At 40.6% G+C, this 18723-nt stretch carries 21 protein-coding genes; 16 read left to right on the top strand and 5 right to left on the bottom strand.

Annotated elements, in window-relative coordinates; genetic code table 11:
• The coding region (locus H6G69_RS31670) for a sensor histidine kinase (RefSeq protein ID WP_190693407.1) at nt 1-825 on the top strand (825 nt) is incomplete at its 5' end.
• A 205-nt stretch (nt 826-1030) separates the two neighbouring features.
• On the opposite strand, the gene H6G69_RS31675 is transcribed toward H6G69_RS31670, so the two are convergent.
• From H6G69_RS31675 to H6G69_RS31685, 3 genes are all read right to left on the bottom strand, one after another.
• Nucleotides 1031-2365: a mCpol domain-containing protein gene (locus tag H6G69_RS31675; protein ID WP_190693409.1), complete on the bottom strand. Its 1335-nt coding sequence runs from the start codon at nt 2363-2365 to the stop codon at nt 1031-1033.
• Nucleotides 2366-3017: 652 nt separating this feature from the next.
• Nucleotides 3018-5213 carry a hypothetical protein gene (locus H6G69_RS31680; protein ID WP_190693411.1) on the bottom strand — a complete coding sequence of 732 codons (2196 nt, stop codon included), beginning with the start codon at nt 5211-5213 and terminating at the stop codon, nt 3018-3020.
• Nucleotides 5214-6311: 1098 nt separating this feature from the next.
• A complete protein-coding gene (locus H6G69_RS31685; RefSeq protein WP_190693413.1) occupies nt 6312-6521 on the bottom strand; it encodes a helix-turn-helix transcriptional regulator in 210 nt (69 codons plus the stop codon).
• Nucleotides 6522-6835: 314 nt separating this feature from the next.
• Here H6G69_RS31685 and H6G69_RS31690 point away from each other — a divergent pair, with 314 nt between their 5' ends.
• The 13 genes from H6G69_RS31690 to H6G69_RS31750 all read left to right on the top strand — a co-directional run bounded on the left by H6G69_RS31690 (nt 6836) and on the right by H6G69_RS31750 (nt 15277).
• A complete protein-coding gene (locus H6G69_RS31690; RefSeq protein ID WP_190693415.1) occupies nt 6836-6997 on the top strand; it encodes a hypothetical protein in 162 nt (53 codons plus the stop codon).
• Nucleotides 6998-7000: 3 nt separating this feature from the next.
• Nucleotides 7001-7243, top strand: a complete 243-nt coding sequence (locus H6G69_RS31695; RefSeq protein WP_242072255.1) for a hypothetical protein — start codon at nt 7001-7003, stop codon at nt 7241-7243.
• Entirely contained in the window at nt 7240-7509 is a 270-nt protein-coding gene (locus H6G69_RS31700) for a hypothetical protein (protein WP_190693417.1), read from the top strand. Before H6G69_RS31695 ends, H6G69_RS31700 begins: the two co-directional genes overlap by 4 nt.
• 322 nt (nt 7510-7831) lie before the next feature.
• Entirely contained in the window at nt 7832-8341 is a 510-nt protein-coding gene (locus tag H6G69_RS31705; protein WP_190693419.1) for a hypothetical protein, read from the top strand.
• 12 nt (nt 8342-8353) lie between these two features.
• Nucleotides 8354-8983, top strand: coding sequence for a hypothetical protein (locus tag H6G69_RS31710; protein WP_190693421.1), 630 nt, complete (start codon nt 8354-8356; stop codon nt 8981-8983).
• A gap of 46 nt (nt 8984-9029) precedes the next feature.
• On the top strand, nt 9030-9305 hold the full coding sequence (locus H6G69_RS31715) for a hypothetical protein (RefSeq protein WP_190693423.1): 276 nt from the start codon (nt 9030-9032) through the stop codon (nt 9303-9305).
• The gene (locus H6G69_RS31720; RefSeq protein ID WP_190693425.1) at nt 9244-9885 is read left to right on the top strand and encodes a hypothetical protein; all 642 of its coding nucleotides are present in this window, start codon (nt 9244-9246) and stop codon (nt 9883-9885) included. The genes H6G69_RS31715 and H6G69_RS31720 overlap by 62 nt, the downstream gene beginning before the upstream one ends.
• Before the next feature lie 64 nt (nt 9886-9949).
• Entirely contained in the window at nt 9950-10519 is a 570-nt protein-coding gene (locus H6G69_RS31725) for a hypothetical protein (protein ID WP_190693427.1), read from the top strand.
• Nucleotides 10516-11967: a hypothetical protein gene (locus H6G69_RS31730; protein ID WP_190693429.1), complete on the top strand. Its 1452-nt coding sequence runs from the start codon at nt 10516-10518 to the stop codon at nt 11965-11967. The genes H6G69_RS31725 and H6G69_RS31730 overlap by 4 nt, the downstream gene beginning before the upstream one ends.
• A gap of 324 nt (nt 11968-12291) precedes the next feature.
• Nucleotides 12292-12615 (top strand): hypothetical protein, encoded by a 324-nt coding sequence (locus H6G69_RS31735; RefSeq protein WP_190693430.1) that lies wholly within the window; start codon nt 12292-12294, stop codon nt 12613-12615.
• A gap of 173 nt (nt 12616-12788) precedes the next feature.
• Nucleotides 12789-12986, top strand: coding sequence for a hypothetical protein (locus tag H6G69_RS34735; RefSeq protein ID WP_313952559.1), 198 nt, complete (start codon nt 12789-12791; stop codon nt 12984-12986).
• 279 nt (nt 12987-13265) lie between these two features.
• A complete protein-coding gene (locus tag H6G69_RS31745; protein ID WP_190693436.1) occupies nt 13266-13868 on the top strand; it encodes a tyrosine-type recombinase/integrase in 603 nt (200 codons plus the stop codon).
• Between the two features lie 53 nt (nt 13869-13921).
• Nucleotides 13922-15277: a hypothetical protein gene (locus H6G69_RS31750; RefSeq protein WP_190693437.1), complete on the top strand. Its 1356-nt coding sequence runs from the start codon at nt 13922-13924 to the stop codon at nt 15275-15277.
• Nucleotides 15278-15369: 92 nt separating this feature from the next.
• Here H6G69_RS31750 and H6G69_RS31755 read toward each other — a convergent pair whose 3' ends face one another.
• On the bottom strand, nt 15370-16044 hold the full coding sequence (locus tag H6G69_RS31755) for a hypothetical protein (RefSeq protein WP_190693439.1): 675 nt from the start codon (nt 16042-16044) through the stop codon (nt 15370-15372).
• A gap of 986 nt (nt 16045-17030) precedes the next feature.
• Between H6G69_RS31755 and H6G69_RS31760 the strand changes: the two genes are divergently transcribed.
• Nucleotides 17031-17627, top strand: a complete 597-nt coding sequence (locus H6G69_RS31760; protein ID WP_190693447.1) for a type IV toxin-antitoxin system AbiEi family antitoxin domain-containing protein — start codon at nt 17031-17033, stop codon at nt 17625-17627.
• Nucleotides 17624-18547, top strand: coding sequence for a nucleotidyl transferase AbiEii/AbiGii toxin family protein (locus H6G69_RS31765; protein WP_190693449.1), 924 nt, complete (start codon nt 17624-17626; stop codon nt 18545-18547). The genes H6G69_RS31760 and H6G69_RS31765 overlap by 4 nt, the downstream gene beginning before the upstream one ends.
• Before the next feature lie 31 nt (nt 18548-18578).
• Here the strand turns inward: H6G69_RS31765 and H6G69_RS31770 are convergent, their stop codons facing one another.
• A complete protein-coding gene (locus H6G69_RS31770) occupies nt 18579-18719 on the bottom strand; it encodes a hypothetical protein (protein WP_190693451.1) in 141 nt (46 codons plus the stop codon).
• Between the last annotated feature and the right edge of the window lie 4 nt (nt 18720-18723).

Below are 18723 nucleotides of genomic sequence, written 5' to 3' on the forward strand. Positions count from 1 at the left end.
CAATTGCAGATAGTTCAAAGTGAAAAGATGTCCGCTTTGGGTAACTTAGTTGCTGGTGTCGCTCACGAAATGAATAATCCTTTAGGATTTATTGCGGCAACTCTCAAACAAGCTAAACCAACAATCGCCGATTTGAGTGAACACATCAAATTGTATCGAGAAACTTTTCCAGACAAGAGTGATGAAATTCAAGACCACGAGTCAGAAATTGACTTAGATTATAGCTTAGAAGACTTGCCGAAGATGATGAATGCAATGGTCATGGCTTGTGACAGATTAAAAAATATCAGCACTTCTTTACGCACTTTCTCCCGTGCTGACAGAGATTACAAAGTCCCATTTAATCTTCATGAAGGCATTGATAGTACCATCTTAATTCTCAAACATCGTCTCAAAGCCAACGAACAACGTCCGGCGATTGAGGTAATCACGAACTACGGTAATTTACCCCAAATTGAATGTTTTCCTGGGCAATTAAATCAGGTATTTATGAATATTCTTGCCAATGCTATTGACGCATTAGATGAATCGACTCACGGACGTAATTTTGAGTCAATTCAAGCTCATCCTAACTCTATTACAATTACCACATCAATAGTAGATAAATCCGTGAAAATCTCCATTGCTGATAATGGTAAAGGGATGAGTGTAGAGACACAACAAAAGATTTTTGACCATTTATTTACTACCAAAGCTGTAGGTAAAGGTACGGGATTAGGATTAGCGATCGTTCGTCAAATAGTCGAAGAAAAACACGGTGGTCAAATCACAGTTAATTCTGTTCTGGGTGAGGGGACAGAGTTTATAATTTCTCTTCCTATATAGAGAGTTTGTTCGTAAAGAGCTATTATCCATGAAAATCTGAAATCCTTGTGCGATAATTACGCTTAACGCCACTCTTGTTAAAAATTATAAACAAGCCAGTGATGCAGTATTACACCTTTGAGCCATTTCGTGTAATACGTGGCTCAAAAGTTATTAAAAACTGCGACCTCGCAACGGCAATGCCAGCTTTATCGCCACCCATAATTCAGTTTTTTATTTTCTGTTTTTTCCAATTTTTGAAAAGTTCGTATAAAAAGCCAGGATCTACTGATAGCTCTCTCTTCCAAATAATTTTTACTAGTAGAGTTAAAAGATATAACGTAGGAGGGCCGAAAATAACGAAAGTCCAAGGCTCTAACCAAGACCATCCGTTCTGAATAACAATCACAATACATATAACTAAAAATAAGAGTGCTATTACAAATATAATGGTTAGCCAAAAGTTAGCAAACTCATCTGCATAAGCATCAATAACCTTGTTAAGTTTATCAGCGTACTCAAAGTCTAAATTATTTTTAGTCAAGCTTTTAATAATAGATTTAGATGTATAAACGCCTTCACACAAGAAAGTATATTCATATTCATTATGATCTAGATAGAGATTGTGTATTAGCTCTCTTTCATCGAAGTCTCTACCTTGCACTCTCTTTTTTATTTCAAATGTTCGGATTTGATAAATATTATTAATTCTAAGAATAGTATAAATATCTATCATTAATGATTTAATAGCGGCAGACAAATCAAAAATACAAATCTCATTGCGATTTTCAGCAATATTAGTATAGCTAAGAATTTTTTCTTCTAAAGAATCGTAAAGAATGACATCAATTTTAAATAGAATTTGTGCTGATTTTGTGTACCTTAATTTATCATGGCTTGAAATATCTATGTCTTTTTCAAGCCATGTTTTAGTAGGATTATCTAAATATAAATATTTACCGACTTGAAGTAATTCTAATTGTTTTGATACTTGCTTTTGAATATTTTCAAGTCTATTTTCAAAATTAGTAATTTGGCCTTTATCTCGTGTGATAGCTAAAAAATACACTTCTCTTAATGTATAATCCTCTTCTTCAGCGCAACAAGTGATAGAATTTACATAAACATCTGGGCGATTTGAATCTGTAAATAAATAGAGAGTGGCAGCTTTACTCATTTTATTTAAAATTAATTGTGAAGGCTTTTCAATCCGATTTTTTCCACCTGTCTTAGCATTATCAAGGTTAACGAGAGTTTGCTCTAGATTTAAACCAATACCGCAACTCATCGAAAGCCCTGTATATCTTTTGAAGATATCGATTATTTCTTCTAATATTTTTGTGCCATACTCATCATAATCATACTTAATTAAAACATCATCTCCACCTATAATAATTATTTTTATATTGGGTTTTGAATTAATAAGCATATCTATTTCAAAGATTGCAGTCTTAATGTTTTCAGATAGAAGTGATGCTTCTAAACTTTTACCTTTATTTAATAGATTTGCAATTCTTATCCCAATATTATCTCCATCAAGGAAGGCATAAACATCAACCATAAAGTTAGCTGATTTCTCGTTATAGCATTTTCAACATTCGACTTTTAATCTCCATTATTTATATTTTCTAAGCTTGGTCAAATTTGTTATCTTCAATTTATACGAATTATAGCAATGGGAGCAAGCACTAACTGTTTTACAAGCATATTCTGTGATGTTGTAGCAATTAAAATCAATGGATAGCGAACAGTACAGGTAATACTTGAGAGAAGAATTCATAATTTGTAATATTACATTTAATTGAATACTTGTCTTAGCGTTGGCATAGTTTCTCGTAAAAGTGAATCGTCAACTCTCGTTAACGTCTCGTAACATAAAAACTCTGACACGTCATCAACGCCCTTATTTCCGAACGCGCAACAGCGATACGACACAGTGGCTCTCGAAAGTCTTTCTCTACATGGATTTGACGTTGCAATTAAGAAAAAGCATCACCCACATTTCTTAACCTGTAGCTCGTCAGCCGATTCTTGGGTAAAGCTTTCCGTAAAACTACCTTTAGAGAAAAAAATCCCTGTATGAAAGCTTGCTTTGTTATCCCTTTTATAGTACATTTGCACTATATTTCCTGGTTCTGATTTCCCCACTTATTTGTGGGGTTTTTATTGGTGATTTGCCGATAGATGAATTTTTTAGGTAAAAAACTACTCTATCAAAATTTGGCTGTCCCTTGGTCATGTTTACTTTGTTTTAATCGTTCTGCCATCTCTAAAACCTCCGGGTTAGCCGTCAACCATTGCTGGGCTTCCTGTTGTAAAATCAACGACTGGGACTCTAACATTAGCAGTCGTTGGGCCAGCTGTTCCAGCTTTATTCGCTCTTGGGGCTGTAAGCACAAGTTTTCTGTGGTGCAGTATACTTTCACCCAGTGCCGTGCTTGAGTACTTGCCTGTAGTTTCAGCCGAATGCTTTGACGATACTCTTCTGAAGTGAACGTTTCTACTTGGGGTGAGCCTAATGGTTCTACCGCCGGGGCTGGTAGTAAATCTTCAAACCCAGTATCTAAGGGTGTAGAAGTTAGTAGCTCCACTGGTACAGATGCTTCAGTGGTTAGGGTAAAGTCATCAGGTGAAACAATGCTTTTAGCTGGCGTAGCGATCGCCAAATTGTTATCAAATCTGCTATCAATCCCCTGTACTAAATCTACAATGTCTGTTTGAGAAAGGTTTTCCGTGTTTGATAAGTCTTGCTTATTGTCATTTTTAGCGGCGTTGGGCAGAACTAGACATTGGATTTGCTTATGATTAATCACATTTAAGACTTTTGAACAATCTGAAGAATTACAGCTGATCAAAGAATTAGAAATGACTAATGATTTATCTGCTTGATTAAGTTCAGCTATTGGCGTTGCTGGTGGCAACGCTTTTGCTGAACTTAAGTTCAAAACCTTCATGTATTGGGGGGGTGTGTAAATTAGGGCTGCTTGTGGCTGTGTTGCTTGTGCTGTTTGGATTTCCGGGTTCGGTTCTTCTAACCACGGATCTGGTAGTTGGGGATATTTTTCTGCTGTTAAATTCGCTGTGTCGCTCTCTGGGCAATCGTTTACAGGCTGTTTTGTTTCTGCTTTTTCTTGGTGGTCGGGATGCCATAGGGGTAGGTAAATCGGCTTGTGCAGGGTTGTCTGGCTTACTCCTTTGCCATACTGGGCTTTGGATGCTGCTATGATTGCCATTGCGCGATCGCTTGTTCTTTCGGGTAATTGTTCTGTGGCTTGTAACTGTAGCACAATGGAACGAATTCGCTCTATTGTCTGTTGTTGCCTTTGTTCGTTGGGGTGTAGGGAGATGATTTTGTTATTATCTACTGTGCCAAATTGTTCTTTATAGCTGTTTACCCGTTGGGGGGAGCCTGGGTAGGGGGTGTAAAATCCTTCACAGCATCTTGCCCATTCTCTAGCTCGTTGTTCGATTTCATGTTGGTGGTGACACCATTCTAGATATCCTGGTGATTGGCAGGCTGTGATGATGATGTAGTCTACTAGGGCTTGTCCGCTTAGTTGGCGAAAGACTATGCCGTAACAGGCTATGTCTTTGAGAAGGTCGTTTGTCTGTCCGTGTCCTGTCCACCCTTCACTGATTCTTTCTTCTAGGTCATGTCTCCATTGGTCGATGGCGCTGCGCTGACGGTTGGGAAATCTGATGACTTTCTGAAATTTGGCAAGGGAGATCGCTTCTGTTAATGCTGAGTAGTCTTGCCCTGCTGCTGACCAGTCGGCGGCATCCATTAGGTCTTCAATATCGTCTGACCAAGGTTCTAAGATGTCATCTAGTATGTATGACCCTGCTTGTAAGGGTAGGCGATGGGCGTTGAAGCTGCTTGGTCTGCCTTGACTGTATACTTTGCAGTTGGGGAAGATTTCTAGTTCTCCTCCTTTGATTTTGAATCCTGCTGCTTCTAGGGTTTGCTTGAGGGTGCAGGCTAGGAGAAATGAGGGCTGTTTTTCTTCAAAGAAATAATATATGTGCAGTCCGCCACTTTCACTTGATTGTATGGGGACTGGTCGGCAGAGGCCGATTTCTTCTAGGCTGCCTAGTAGTTGCTTGTATTTTAATAGGTTGTTGGCGGGGTGTAGTTTGCTTTTGCGGTCGAGGTCTATTAGCAGGTAGCTGGTTTGTTTGTCGAACCGCAGTCCTAGTAATACGCTTTGGTCAAGGTACTGCTGCCACAAGTTTCTGGGCTGTAGGGGATAGCGGTTTTCTGTCTGCCAATGTGGGCGTTCTCCAACTTTTGGGGTGGGGGCGAAGATGAATCCCCATCCGTGATTGAAGTGTGATAGAAACCTTTGCCCTATTGGGTCTAATGGCTGGGGTATCTGTTGTGCTGTTTTTCTTACATTCGCTTGTCTCATTTCTTTCTCCGATGATGATTGGATTCATCGGAGCTACCCAAGATTTGGGGCGAAGTAGCAGTGCTTTATTCAAGTACGATCAACATTCAAAAATAGAAGATTTCCAATTTTCCAGAAAACAACTGTTTTGTTGAAAATTGCTGAATTTATTCAGCTAAAACTCTTAGGTTAGTTTTCAAGGGTTGATGACACCTGATTAAAGTTTTACTAACTTTGCTTTTATCACGCAGACATTGCTAAATTGATATTGCTTTTATAAATTTTTATGGTTAGTTGCTAACCGCTAAACTTATGTCTGGCGTGTGGGTAGCTAACCGATTTCTTTTTTTTACTTACTATCCGGGAGCTGACTAAGCTATTGGTTTGATGCTTGGGGTCGCTTTTGGGTAGTGAAGACAGCAGAAATCAGCCCTATACTTTAGCTCAAGAGTCAAAAATACAACATTTAGCTGAAAACAAGAATTAATCACGACTTTTCCTCATATATGAGGCATCTAGTCGTCAATTTTGTCCCTCAATTATTTTTGGCTTAATAACTCTTGCCAATACTCCGCTTTAATTCAGAGTCGGGATAAATTGTAGTGCTAGATGCCTTTTTTACTTTTTGTCCAAAAAAAGGCATAAAATGTCCCGCCCTGTGTGCTAATATTGGCAACAGGAAAGGTACGAGTGGTGAGTCCTCGTTAGTTTGGAACAATTTGGTGTATCGACCGGCAAGTCTTAACAAAGCCAAAAATGTTCTATAACGACTCACACCTATTTTGACTATTTGAATACACTGCTCTTGTCGTTTACGCCTCCTTTGTAAATCGATTTATCTTAGTCTGCAAAGCAGACTTGCTTTCGCTAGAGTAGCATGAAAAGCCCCTTGACCGTATAAAAACAAGCTGATTTCGTCAGTTGTTACCTATTCTGAGTGGGATGCTATTCCAATCAGACAGACATTTTTTCCTGAAAATTCAACCTTAATAGGTCAGTCATAGTTATTTTTAAGATGTTCGTAGCAGTTTTTGTCCGACTGCTACGAACATCTTTTTTGTAAAGTTTTATATTTTTCATCCTTACTCATCGATTAGCTATTCCTCACTGAGAGATCGCTTAATCTTCACTCCATTCCAATAACTCACCGGGCTGAATTTTATAGTAATCACAGATTTTGTTAAGTGCTATTCCATTGGGTATTTGTTCAGGATTGTCATATAAGCTGTAGACAGTCGTTTTGCTTAACCCTGTGCGCTCGCTGAACTCATAGCGCGTAATTTTGAGCTTTTCGTCAATAAACCTCCTTACTGTATTGCGAACTGGCATATAAACTCGTCTGGTAATAACAGACCCCTATTAAAGCATCTTATAAGGAATGTTGTTCTTACCAGTCTTCTTTAATTAAAATTATTTTGACATTATCAGTTATCTTGTATTAGTATAGCCATTGTAAGGCTGAATAGACAAGTACAGTCAAAACAGCCAAGGGTTGACAAAGGTTTCACCCATAACGGCTTAATGACTGCAAGTATCTAAAAGTCTTGCACGGCCAAAATTTTCAAAACTTTAATAACTATATAGTGCGGTAGTCATCCCGCTCACTAAACTTGATGCCTGCATTCATCAGGAGTTATTGATCAATGCGAGTCAGTATTAGACAGCCATTGCAGCCATTTATCCATGCAAAGGCTAAAGAATTGGGTGTTGATGATGCTGGTGAAGTGGTTAACTATTTGCTCTTGCAAATTATGTCAAACAACGCCACAAGCGAAGCTGTACAGACACAGACTAAAAAGGTTTAAACGATGAATATCAATTTACGCAATTTAGAAGCAATCAACGAATTGCCTCCTAAGAGAGTAATGTTCAATCAAAATCAATTACGAAGGTTGAAAACTTGCGAGCGATGGCTTAGAGAAATTCAAAATTCCTCAGAATTCAAGCAACTGCAATACTCTCCAGATGTAACACTTGGCGACGCAATTCAAGCTTTGAATGAACTACTCAATGAACAAGATTACTGTGACTGTGGAGAGAAAATCAGATGACTGATTTGCAACTTGTTGGATGCGTCACTTTGCTTACCGAGTCTAAAACCTACAGCATTGACGGCATTTTGTATCGATATTTATACAGCAACGGCACTATCAAGCATACACAATATATGTTCCGTCCACTGCCAAGACAAAGAAAAACCGCCGATTTGCAACTCAATCGAGACAAGGTATTACGCAGGGTTTACGAAGTACCGAGCTTGTACAACCAGCATCTAGCAACACAGACAGCTACAGCAATTCAACAGAGTTTGTTTTAAAGGTAATATCTGCTACCGCGCGGAGCGGACAAAAGCAAGAAGCGATCGCGTCAACTAGCCCTAAAAGGGGTGCAGAAGCAGGTGTAAAATCGATAATTCAGTAAGTCTGCAATCGGTAAACGCTTTGTTATTACGTGGTTATAACCATTGCGTGTAATGGTTTTAGGGTTTCTAAAAGGTTATTTTCTAAGGTTATTGACAGCCTCTAATAACAGGGGCATATCCATAACTCTGAATCAGTCTTGGGGGCTAGTCAAATACCTGAGAATGTCTGGACAGTCAGTTAATTTTATACACACTTAGACAAGATTACAGAGGCAATGTGGCAACAAAGAAGTATTTAGCTAAGTATCGTAAGCTCAGACAGATTTATGAGCGAGCGATAGACAAGACAATCTCAGACGAGACTTGGTATCGGGTCGTGTCTTTTCTCAAGCAGCGTTTTAGCTTGAGGGTGGAATCAGAGAATGCAGAAACCATAGTTGAGACATTTGCCGGACTGAAACGGCGTTACAGTGCGTTAAGTCCAACCAGAGAGGGATTTGAGGAGCGTTGGCGAGCATTCAAGTATTTTTATGACTCACAAGGCTGCTATAGCGGTATTGAAGCACTATCTGCCCTGGCCAACTATCTAAAAATCAATCTTGACGACGTACCACAAAGCACCCGTTACTACTGGTTTAGTCAAGCTGGTCTGTCTTACAGCATTCATGGCAGCTATCACAGCAAAGATTTAGCCCTTGTCGCGTTCGTTGCAGCTAAATGGGCAATTAATAAGCGTTCGCAACCAATGAAGTCTGCTGACCCAAAAGTTTTAACACTAGCTAAATAAGGAACAATCACCATGTCTGACAAGTTTACTAATAACGTCCGCGCTCGCTTGTACAAACAGGGTTATCAAGGATTTACTAAAGACGATTACACATCTGCTGCCCTCGCTGTTGAATGCGATGACCTGAACAATCCCACCAAAGAACAATTGAGCCAAGCCGTTGACTATCTCAAAGCCAAAGCGACAAGCCAATTATCTGTAACTGATGAACCCGTTGAAGAAAAATTTCTACCCCAAGTAGAGGCCGAGACTGAAATTGAAACAGGGACACTTGCAGTGGCCCCTCAAGATGTAGGCGAGATGATCACGAATAAAGCCTCACAAATGGGTGTAATTCTCTCAGAGCAACAAATTAATGACATAGCCGATAGTGTTGATACTTCAGCCACCACCTTTGACGAAATTCTCGAACAGGTAGAAACAGCACTACTCGCCTATGCTGACTTTTCAGCCAATCAAGTTGACGCAAAGATTGACCAGACGTTGACCAGAGTACAAGAACGGGTAGTTAATCGTCATGAGCAAAGCAGAGACAAGCTATCTCGTGGGCTAATGGGCATTAGTTCGGCTTTGGAGAATAGCCGTAACCAAACTAAAAGCCAACTCTCCGGGATACTCGCCAGACTCAACGCGGTTCAATAGTGATGACTTAACACTGTTTGAGTGCTTAGTAATTCGCTGGTCAAGGATGAATTACTTCAAGAGAATTGCTGTTAGTTTAAGTGCGATTGCATCTGTGATTTTACCCTTACATTACTGGTTATACCTGCCAATAACAGAGCATTCTAACTATCAGCAATATCTCAAACGCAAGTCAGCTATTGAGCAATACGTCAGGCGAATGGAGTATCACTGCCACAAAATCTTTACACCCGAAAAAGAGTATCGCTGTGAAAAATTCAATGAAGCTCAAGAATCAGGTAACTTCCAAATCTCGCCACCTAGAAAGCCAGTTAAAAAATAAGTTTAACGTATCCACTAACTTAGTAGTCAGAGCCTTAACAGGTGATAAATCAGCCCTAAAGCTCATAGGACAAATGGGTAATGATGGGGCAAAGATTAGTGAATTCGCCCCACAAGTAAGAGAGCAAATGTTAGCTGCTATCAAAGGCACTGAGGACTTAAATCTAGTCCTGAGCGATATCTATAAACAAGCTGGTGTTAGCGGTGAGAAGATTGAAAGAGCAGTGCAGTCAGCCGTTTTAGCTGACACTCATCTAGCAAATATCTTAGAAGAAATGAAGCTTGATTTCGCTTCATCCCAGGATAAAGAAACCCTACGCCATCAACAAGCGACAGACCACATCAAGCTGAAAGCATGGGTGGATAAACACATGATGCAAGTTGATGGTGAATATAAGATGTTGCAGACCGAATTACAGACCGATATTAGACAACAAACAATTGACCTGCAACATGATAAAGAACTGGGCAAGTATTACTTAGAAATGGGTGATAACGCTCGTGATAATTTCAAGCCGAAAAAGCAATATGCAGCCCGTTCAATTGTGCAAAGAATCAAAGATGCCCTATTAGGTTTTTGACAGTTTTAGCCCGACAGCCAGCGCATAAAGTTACTGTCGGGCAAGTAAATATCTTGGTGTTAAGATGACATACGATATTGAGAATGACCAAGAAGAAGTAATAAGCGAATTTGCTCCAGATACGCCATTACCAAAAGACTTGATAGAACATCTGGAATCGCGCAAGCAACACCGCAAGGATGTTATCAATACAACTGATAAAATGACGCGATTCTTTGTTACTTGGTCGCTAAATTCTACAGGATTATTTATAGCTAAATATCTATTAATAACTGGCGGTGGCGTTAACTTGTGGCTGGCAATTACGCTCTCATTTTCTATATGCAGTGTTGGCTCTTTGGCTGGGTTAACGGGCTTGAGAGTTAATTACAACAGTGATGGACTAGAGGTAGATAATATGCAAAATATTTTTAAAACTGCTGGTGGCTTGGTATTTGCAGGTGTCACAACTTGGTTAGCAGTTAAAGACTATCAATATTTTGAGAATTTGACTAAAGAAACAGTGAACCAGATTAGCCAAGATATTCAAACCATTGAAAAACAAAATCCACAATCAGACCCTTGGCTAAGTATTGCAGTCGCGTTGGCTTTATTTATTGGTTCCATTGCAATTATTTTTAAGGGACGAGAATGAAACAAGGTGTTTTCGAGTTAACGCTGGCTGGTGTGTGTGGTGTAGCCGCAATCATTGGGCTGGCAACATCGCAAACACGTCAGCCTTATGATCTGACACAAATTCAGTTCTGCCCCAGGTCAATTAACGGTGTACAAAGTCAAGTAGCACTGGATAAACGTTTTTGTAATCAACCACGTTTTGTCCTGACTGAAGAATGGCGACGCTACGGGCTGTATGGCAGCATCATTCCCTACAAAGGAGATGCCATTCAATGGGTGCGTGACTTGCCTACAGACAACCCTAACCAGTTGCTTGGGTATGGGATTGCTGTTACTGGGTTATGGGGTATTGTTGGCTGTTTGGTCGTGCGTTCGCAACGGCTCAAGCGCATAGATTATGAATTGGGGGAGCTTGAAAAGACTGGTGACTATGCAATTTGGCAACAGAATAAGCATAAACGCTCAGTTAAGCAGCACTCAACTCAGCTATATACTGAACGTCTGAAAGATGGGCTGTCTGGGTTGGACACAGAGGAGCGCAAAGCACTAGGACTGACTGATGAGGAGAACGAACGGGCTAAGGCGCGTATTCAGCTTGAGGATTTCATGAAAGCCCGTGCTGTGAATCATTCTGTGATGGATAAAACCATTGCTGAGAATCTTCGGGACAAGGCGAAGGCTGACCAGGAACGCGGCAAGGTTGAGGGGAAGACTAAAGGGGCGATCGCAAATAATGACAATCATCCTTTGACTGACCAACGCCTCATCAGTGATTTAATCGAAGCACTCAAGAATCATGAGGATGGTTGGCTGTGGAAGGTTATCGACAATCAAAAGCCCGTTTGGGTCTTAGGAGAAGCCGGAAGCGGTAAGTCAACTTTAGCAGCTTCAATTGTGATGCTCCGAGAATATTTATTTGATATGCCTTTGTATCAGCTGATAGACGCACACGCTGGGGAGAATCTGAGAAACGCATGGAAATATTTAAGTCCTCAGTTGATAGCTAAAACAGAATCAGAGATAGGACAAGCTTTTGATGATGCCCGTGAGCGTTGGCTGGACAGAATTAATAATCAACCTGATAAACAACCGCAACAGTTATTAGTTGATGAATTTACTAACTATTCTGAGTCTGATATCACCAAAGAACCTGCTAAAAAGTTTGTTAAAGCATCTCTTAGTGACCCTAGAAAAGCTGAAGAAAGATTAGTCTGTATTGCCCATTTCTTTACTAATACCGCCGTTGGTGGCAGTGATGGAACTGCTAAAGGTAGAGCTAGAGGCACTATTCAAATTGACCGCAAAACTGCTGATGGTAAAACACCTTTGAAGGTGGCAATAGTTAACGGTTTAAATAATTCCGATGGGGATGCAGAAGTAGATAAAAAAATGACAATTCCCCTTTGGTTAACTCCCGAAAGTATTCACAAGCATTTCAATGGCCAGCCAATTGATTTTGAGGATTAATTGTTAGATAACTAATTCTTTAGATGTTCAGAACTGGGGTAGAGCGGGTGGCGTAGCGGAGTGTCGGGGGCGGGCTGCTGAGTTTTGGCCACTCTACGATAAATTTCTTACCCGTCCCCGACACCACCCGCTCTAAACGAAGTGTCCCCAGTTCGGCGGGGCATCACGAGATGATGAAGTTGAAGCAATTTTGATATCACTGATAGCAGTTTTGATATCAGTATGAGCGAACCCCCACCCAAAAGCCAAAGGCTCTCGGATGGATTTTACCATCCAAGCCAGCAATAATAAAAATATTCACAGTCACTACTATATATTGATGACATGACACAAGTATCCCATCCACGACGCACCCGCATCCTGCCACCATCCCCTATAGCGCCAGGAGAAAAAAATCACCGCACTGAACAACGTGATGCCCTAGCTACACGGTGTCGTGCCATTTTTGAACGCTTGCGTCCAACTCTTATCGAGGCGCATTACAACTGGCATATTGCCATCGACCCCGACACAGAACAGTACCTCCTCGACCCAACACTAGACGGGATAACGCAAAAAATCCGCTCGGTCTACGGAAAAACTAGCGAGGTAAAATTAACAATCTTCCGGCTTAACGACACGGGAACCTGCGGTAGATTATGGGTGTAGGTTCGTTTGGAGACAACGGTGAGCTATACTTTGAAATTCAGCTTGTAGCCGTATCGGGTGAGGAGTTTCTGGTGTCCGCCCTGTTTGATACCGGGTTTACCGACGGATGGTTAGCCATCAATACCCAAGACCTGGAAGCTTTGGGATGGTCATTGCTTACCGCACAGGTTGAAATGAGTACAGCACGAGGGAACGCACGGTTTAACATCTACGAGGGCAAAGTAATTATCGATGGCATTGAAGCCGTCATCCCCGTTCACGTTGGCGACGATATTCCCGATACCATCATGGGTTCGTTGTGGTTGGATATTATGCAATTGGTGGTTAATAAACCAAGAGGAATATTGACGCTCAACATGATAGAACAATAGCAGACGTATCTCATCGATTGATGCGATCGCAGTATTGAAAGCGCCTCATCTGATCAATCAGGGGTATAGAAGGAGTATAGACAGTTGGGCAAGCTGTTTAGCACCTTATATAAGCCACAGTTATCAATCGCCTTTTGTAAAGAATTTTTCTGCGCTTGAAATATAAGTTTGACTTAACTGACCCAAAAACGGCGTAGCTATTCACGAAAGTACAAGGTTTTGGGAGAATGTGTAGTGTCCAGAAAATGACGCGTCAACCGGACAGTACCTCCTAGATAAATGACTCCCACCCCGCCAGGACGTAAACCTAACAAGCACTACAGGTCTAGAGAATACCTTACACCAAGTGAAGTGCGATCTCTACTTGATGCTGCACTTAATCGCCCTGCCCGTTATGCCCACCGTGACTACACGCTGATGCTGATGATGTTTCGGCATGGGCTGAGGGTTGGTGAAGCTGTTGGTGTCAGCTGCGGGTTACGCTGGGATGCTGTGATGTGGGGGGAACGTCAGATTTTCATTACCAGAGAGAAGGGTAGTGATTCTGGCGTACATCCCATCAGAGACGATGAGATAACTTTGCTTAAGGAACTGAGAGAACAATTCCCTGATAGCAAATATATTTTCATGTCAGAGCGTGGTGAGGTGATGTCCACTGATGCGGTGCGGAAGCTGATGGGGCGGCTGGCGGTGCAGGCGGGGCTTGATATCAAAGTTCACTGTCACATGATGCGCCATGCCTGCGGTTATTATCTGGTGAATCAGGGGTATAGCACTAGAGAAATTCAGGACTTTTTGGGACACCGTGATATTAAGCACACTGAAAAATATACTAAGCTAAATGCTCGACGATTTCTGAATTTCGATTGGGGGGATTTGTGATAATGAAATAGATTTTGGGAATACTGATTAGACATCAGCAAACTACCAAACTTATGCACCCATTAAACAATATTATTCGTGAGATAAATTCAAATTTGGAGTCACTTAGAGATTTTGTTGACACACTCGATACTTATTTAAATCAAAAGGCTCGTGAATCTTTTGTAGTACATACACCTGTTTGGGAAGTTTTATCACTTTTACTTGAGAAAATAGCAGAAGATAAAAATCTTATTTTAGATCCCACGTTGAAAGAATTAATAGAAAAAGCTAAAGATAAATATCCAGAAGTATTATATGCTAAAATTATTGATGAGAAAAAAGAACAATTTACTATTACATTTGAAGCTTTCGAGCCTAGTAGTCTTAATATCGATCAAGAAAAGTTGGCTATAGCGTTTAAGGAAATACGCAGGGCGCAAGAAAGAACACAAATGCTCTATAGTAGTTCACTTATGACATTGACTAGCAGTGTTGAGCTTTTCTTTTCTAAACTACTGCATCTACATTTTCACTTACATCCTGAAGCTATCGGTACTAAAGAAAAGTCATTTAGTTTCGATGATTTGAATAAGTTTGAGACTATAGCTGATGCTCGTATATATTATATAACCTCTAAAATAGAAGATGTATTACGTGGTTCTATTGCAGATTGGCTCTCATTTCTTCGGAATACATTAAAGTTATCGATGGGGTATTTAAAAGATGAGCAGCCATTGCTAGAAGAGACATTTCAGCGACGAAATATTGTTGTTCATAATGGAGGAATTGCTAACTCAATCTACATAGCTAAGGTGATTAAATCTCTTTGCAAAAATGTGAAGATTGGTGATTCACTTATACCTGATAGAAAATATTTGAGTGAGCGTATTGATATTTGGGAGAAATATTGCATTTTAATTACAGCAGAATTTTGGAAACAGCTTGCTCCTAACGACATTGAAAGAGCAGAAGTTTTAACAGAAATTACCTACAATCATCTACTTGCAAAGCGTTGGCATATTTCTAAATCTCTTAGTAATTTTATATTACTGGATAAACAGATGCCAGAAAGCTTGATAACTTCAGCACAACTTAACTATTGGCAGTGTGAGAAACATTTGGAGAGATGGGAAAACATTCGCGCAGAAGTAGAGTCTGCTGATTATTCTGCTAAAGGTGTTATATATCAACTTGCTCATCTTGCATTGCTTGAACGTATTGATGAGTTTTATACTCTCTTACCCCGTGCGCTTCAGTCTGGTGAATTGACCGAAAAGAATTTACGAGAATATCCAATTTTTTCAGATATGCGAAGTGATCCGCGTTTTGAAATTTATAAAGAAAAACAACCAACAAAGAAAAAGACAAGACAGCGTAAGAAAAGAGTGCCTTCTGAAAATTTGGAGTTACCGACCCAAAGCAGCTAAATTATATCTTAAATTTCCTTAATTACCTTAACAATTCCTCAGAAGTGGTGATAATCGCTACTGAAGGTAGTGAGTTCAATTAACCCACTCGTCTAAAGACATCCAACAACAGGTAAGCAGACTTTTGGTTTAGGGATAGTATTATTTACTGGTTGAGTATTTGCACTAGGACGGTCTTTAGTAGGAACTACAGTAAACGAACCGTCAAGGTTAACAATGGGTAAATTCCGAAATTTAACAGACCAACCCGCACCAGCTATGGCTTGAAATAAACTTAATTGAGATACTGAATCGGGCACTTCATTAAAATCAATTGTCAATATATAAGGGATATTTTGTACTACATTAAAACCAAATCCGCTATTAATAGGAAGACCAGCACCACCAACTTTCTTCCCTTGTTGAATTTTACCTACATAGTATTCATTACCCTGAGTATCGACTATTTTAGTATAATCTTTACTAGTTGTTACTACATACAATTCATCGCGACTATTTGTTATCGAAAAAGTGCAGCTAACAATATTATATTTTTTTCTATTACAAGATTTTAATTCCCACGTTACCCCACCTTCTGTAGTTACTTGAGTTGGGTATTCCTGAGTTTGAGATGAAGAGTTTGTTGATGTACCGCATACAGTTGTGCCGTTATCAGTAGTCACACAAGTACGTTCATTAGCCCTCAATGGAACGTTGTACATATAAAGACTAGCTACAGTAATAATGCTTATAACACCAGCTTTTTGAACAATACGAATTATCTTCATCAACCTTATCTCCAAAGAAACACATTTAAACAATTGTAAAAATTTACACTCTTAATCAGAGTAAGCCCAAACGCTCTGTACGAGAGTAGTCTTTAAGTTTACGTCATTTGCTAAGTAATATGATCCTGCTTAAACTACCACTAACGCTAAAAAATAATTATTTATTGGTCGTAGTTTATACAAAAAATATGATAAGCTTACTAAGCTTTATAACTTCTTCAACATGTTTCAGTAGTCATGTCCGAAACCCCTAAAAAATCAATGTTACTCTGCTATCAAATGCCAACTTTCACCCAAATGTTGGTATTTGAGAGAGTAAAAACCGGATTTATTAGTAACTGTGTACTAAATTCAGCCTGACTGTATTTGTTTAAAACTAGAGGAAGTAAATAAGCTGAAAGCTATACACAGCAGGAGTTAAGAGCCGCTATTTCTGAAATTGCTCTTATCTCGGCTCTATGCCAAAGATACTAGAGGAGTAGGTGCAGATGTTGCAACCCAATCTCTACACAGTAACCCTGCCTGTTGCAGTACTGTCACCATCGCCCTCTCCTGTTTTATAAAAGCTATGCAAGCCCCGATTTCGCAAGAGAATTGCTCAGTGTTGGCTCGGAAAATCGCTTATAGGGTGCGACCGGGCAATACGCCTGGGAAGTCGTACCCCAAATAAACCCTTATAGATTAAGCTTTTTAGTCAAGCACTCAAAATATTTTCTTACTTTTTTTCTTACTTGCTATCTCTAGCATAAGTAAACATCTCATAAATTGATGAGCAAATTCTTCCTCCCCAAGTTTCAAAAGCGTTCTCGTAGCGTCCCGCAGGGACGGGATATTTATTTAATTGGAAGTCCCTTCTTGGACACAGCCGAACACAGACATTTGAGTGGATGAAATATTTGTGATAAAATGTATGTAGTTATTCTTTAATATAAACACTTTATCACAAAGTAACAATCGTAAAAGCTCCCATAAGGGGTTGAAGAAATATGACCAGAATGGAGCAGGTGCTGGAACTTGCCCGTGAAAGGGGAATTATCCAAGCCAAGGAAGCAGAAGCTTTAGGTATTCACCGCCAGCACCTGAAGCGCCTTGAGCAACAAGGACGGCTTATCCGTTCTGCCCGTGGGATTTACACGTTTGCAGACGCACCAATTACAGAACGCCACACCCTGGTTGAGGTTGTTAAACGAGTGCCACAGGGAGTTATTTGTCTGCTTTCCGCCCTGAACTTCCATGAACTGACTACCCAGGCTCCATTTGAGGTTTGGCTGGCCATTCCCCAAAAAGCCCGTGCGCCTAAAGAGGATCTTCTACCCCTGCGAATTGTGCGTATGTCAGGCCAATCGCTGGAATCAGGTATTGAAAAGCATTTTGTTGAAGGGGTGCGCGTTCCCGTTTATTCTCCTGCTAAAACGGTGGTTGATTCCTTCAAGTTTCGTAGCAAAGTTGGACTTGATGTTGCGCTCGAATCGCTACGGGAGTGCCTACAAAAAAAATGCTGCACGGTAGATGAAATCTGGCAATATGCTAAGATTTGCCGGATGCAGAATGTCATACGCCCTTATCTTGAAGCCCTCGAATGACCGAAAAGCCACCTCGAAACATAGCGGCTTCCATCAAAGCACGGCTGCTTCAACTCTCGAAACAGCAAAAAGAAGATTTCAATTACCTGTTGACGCGCTATGCAGCTGATCGCCTGTTATACAGGCTGAGTCAATCGCCTTATAAACAGCAGTTTATCCTCAAGGGGGCAACGCTGTTCAGAATTTGGAGTGGTGAGCCGCATCGAGCCACCAAGGATGTGGACTTGCTAGGTCATGGCAGTCACGAAGTTATGTATTTGCAAAGTGTCTTTCAGAATATTTGCGGTGTTTCGTTTGCCGCGGACGGCATTACCTTTGAGCCAGAGACGGTGACAGGTGAAAAGATAAAGGAAGATCAGGAATATGAGGGAGTTAGAATTAAAGTGATCGGTCGATTGGATGGCATATCCCTTCCAGTTCAGATAGACATTGGGTTTGGTGATGCTGTGACACCAAGACCGCAGGAAGTTGCCTTTCCCTCTATTCTTAATCTCCCTACCCCTTCACTATTGATCTATCCGCGTGAAACCGTTGTTGCAGAAAAATTTCAAGCAATGGTTGCCCTTGGTATTGCAAACAGCCGCCTTAAAGATTTTTACGATATTTGGTTTCTCTGCCAGAAGTTTGAATTTTCGGGAGAGCTTCTGAGGGAAGCTCTGAAGAGTACCTTCAGTAGACGCAGGACTCCCTTACCTACAGCACTGCCCTTTGCCCTAACACCAGAATTCGCGTCAGATGCAAACAAGCAGAAACAGTGGCAAGCCTTTGTGCAAAGGGGACAACTCAAGACAACACAGGTTTCATTGTCTGAAGTTACCAGGGTGATAGGAGCATTTTTAATGCCTCCAAGTCTTGCAGCAGCGGCAGAGCAAGGATTTTTTAAGACTTGGACTCCTGAAAAACAGTGGTTTGATGGTTGACACAAGGAGACAGCAGCTAACGACACGTCGTTTAGGTGTTAATTTTTTTCGCCATTGCCTGAAATTCCGTTACTCGCCAGCCTGCTTGCGCTGGTGATACCGTTTTTTGGCTGACTCTAATATCTCCTGCATCAATAAAATGGGACGAACTAGGCAATACAGGTGACAACATCAAA

Origin of the sequence: Nostoc sp. FACHB-110 (assembly GCF_014697425.1) — a bacterium.
In the GTDB taxonomy this organism is placed as follows: Bacteria; Cyanobacteriota; Cyanobacteriia; order Cyanobacteriales; family Nostocaceae; genus Nostoc_B.

What these genes read in the sequence shown, in the direction of transcription:
- H6G69_RS31675 (WP_190693409.1), bottom strand. Translation starts at nt 2,365, where the DNA reads ATGGTTGATGTTTATGCCTTCCTTGATGGAGATAATATTGGGATAAGA.
- H6G69_RS31680 (WP_190693411.1), bottom strand. Translation starts at nt 5,213, where the DNA reads ATGAGACAAGCGAATGTAAGAAAAACAGCACAACAGATACCCCAGCCA.
- H6G69_RS31685 (WP_190693413.1), bottom strand. Translation starts at nt 6,521, where the DNA reads ATGCCAGTTCGCAATACAGTAAGGAGGTTTATTGACGAAAAGCTCAAA.
- H6G69_RS31690 (WP_190693415.1), top strand. Translation starts at nt 6,836, where the DNA reads ATGCGAGTCAGTATTAGACAGCCATTGCAGCCATTTATCCATGCAAAG.
- H6G69_RS31695 (WP_242072255.1), top strand. Translation starts at nt 7,001, where the DNA reads ATGAATATCAATTTACGCAATTTAGAAGCAATCAACGAATTGCCTCCT.
- H6G69_RS31700 (WP_190693417.1), top strand. Translation starts at nt 7,240, where the DNA reads ATGACTGATTTGCAACTTGTTGGATGCGTCACTTTGCTTACCGAGTCT.
- H6G69_RS31710 (WP_190693421.1), top strand. Translation starts at nt 8,354, where the DNA reads ATGTCTGACAAGTTTACTAATAACGTCCGCGCTCGCTTGTACAAACAG.
- H6G69_RS31715 (WP_190693423.1), top strand. Translation starts at nt 9,030, where the DNA reads ATGAATTACTTCAAGAGAATTGCTGTTAGTTTAAGTGCGATTGCATCT.
- H6G69_RS31720 (WP_190693425.1), top strand. Translation starts at nt 9,244, where the DNA reads ATGAAGCTCAAGAATCAGGTAACTTCCAAATCTCGCCACCTAGAAAGC.
- H6G69_RS31725 (WP_190693427.1), top strand. Translation starts at nt 9,950, where the DNA reads ATGACATACGATATTGAGAATGACCAAGAAGAAGTAATAAGCGAATTT.
- H6G69_RS31730 (WP_190693429.1), top strand. Translation starts at nt 10,516, where the DNA reads ATGAAACAAGGTGTTTTCGAGTTAACGCTGGCTGGTGTGTGTGGTGTA.
- H6G69_RS31735 (WP_190693430.1), top strand. Translation starts at nt 12,292, where the DNA reads ATGACACAAGTATCCCATCCACGACGCACCCGCATCCTGCCACCATCC.
- H6G69_RS34735 (WP_313952559.1), top strand. Translation starts at nt 12,789, where the DNA reads ATGAGTACAGCACGAGGGAACGCACGGTTTAACATCTACGAGGGCAAA.
- H6G69_RS31745 (WP_190693436.1), top strand. Translation starts at nt 13,266, where the DNA reads ATGACTCCCACCCCGCCAGGACGTAAACCTAACAAGCACTACAGGTCT.
- H6G69_RS31750 (WP_190693437.1), top strand. Translation starts at nt 13,922, where the DNA reads ATGCACCCATTAAACAATATTATTCGTGAGATAAATTCAAATTTGGAG.
- H6G69_RS31755 (WP_190693439.1), bottom strand. Translation starts at nt 16,044, where the DNA reads ATGAAGATAATTCGTATTGTTCAAAAAGCTGGTGTTATAAGCATTATT.
- H6G69_RS31760 (WP_190693447.1), top strand. Translation starts at nt 17,031, where the DNA reads ATGACCAGAATGGAGCAGGTGCTGGAACTTGCCCGTGAAAGGGGAATT.
- H6G69_RS31765 (WP_190693449.1), top strand. Translation starts at nt 17,624, where the DNA reads ATGACCGAAAAGCCACCTCGAAACATAGCGGCTTCCATCAAAGCACGG.
- H6G69_RS31770 (WP_190693451.1), bottom strand. Translation starts at nt 18,719, where the DNA reads ATGTTGTCACCTGTATTGCCTAGTTCGTCCCATTTTATTGATGCAGGA.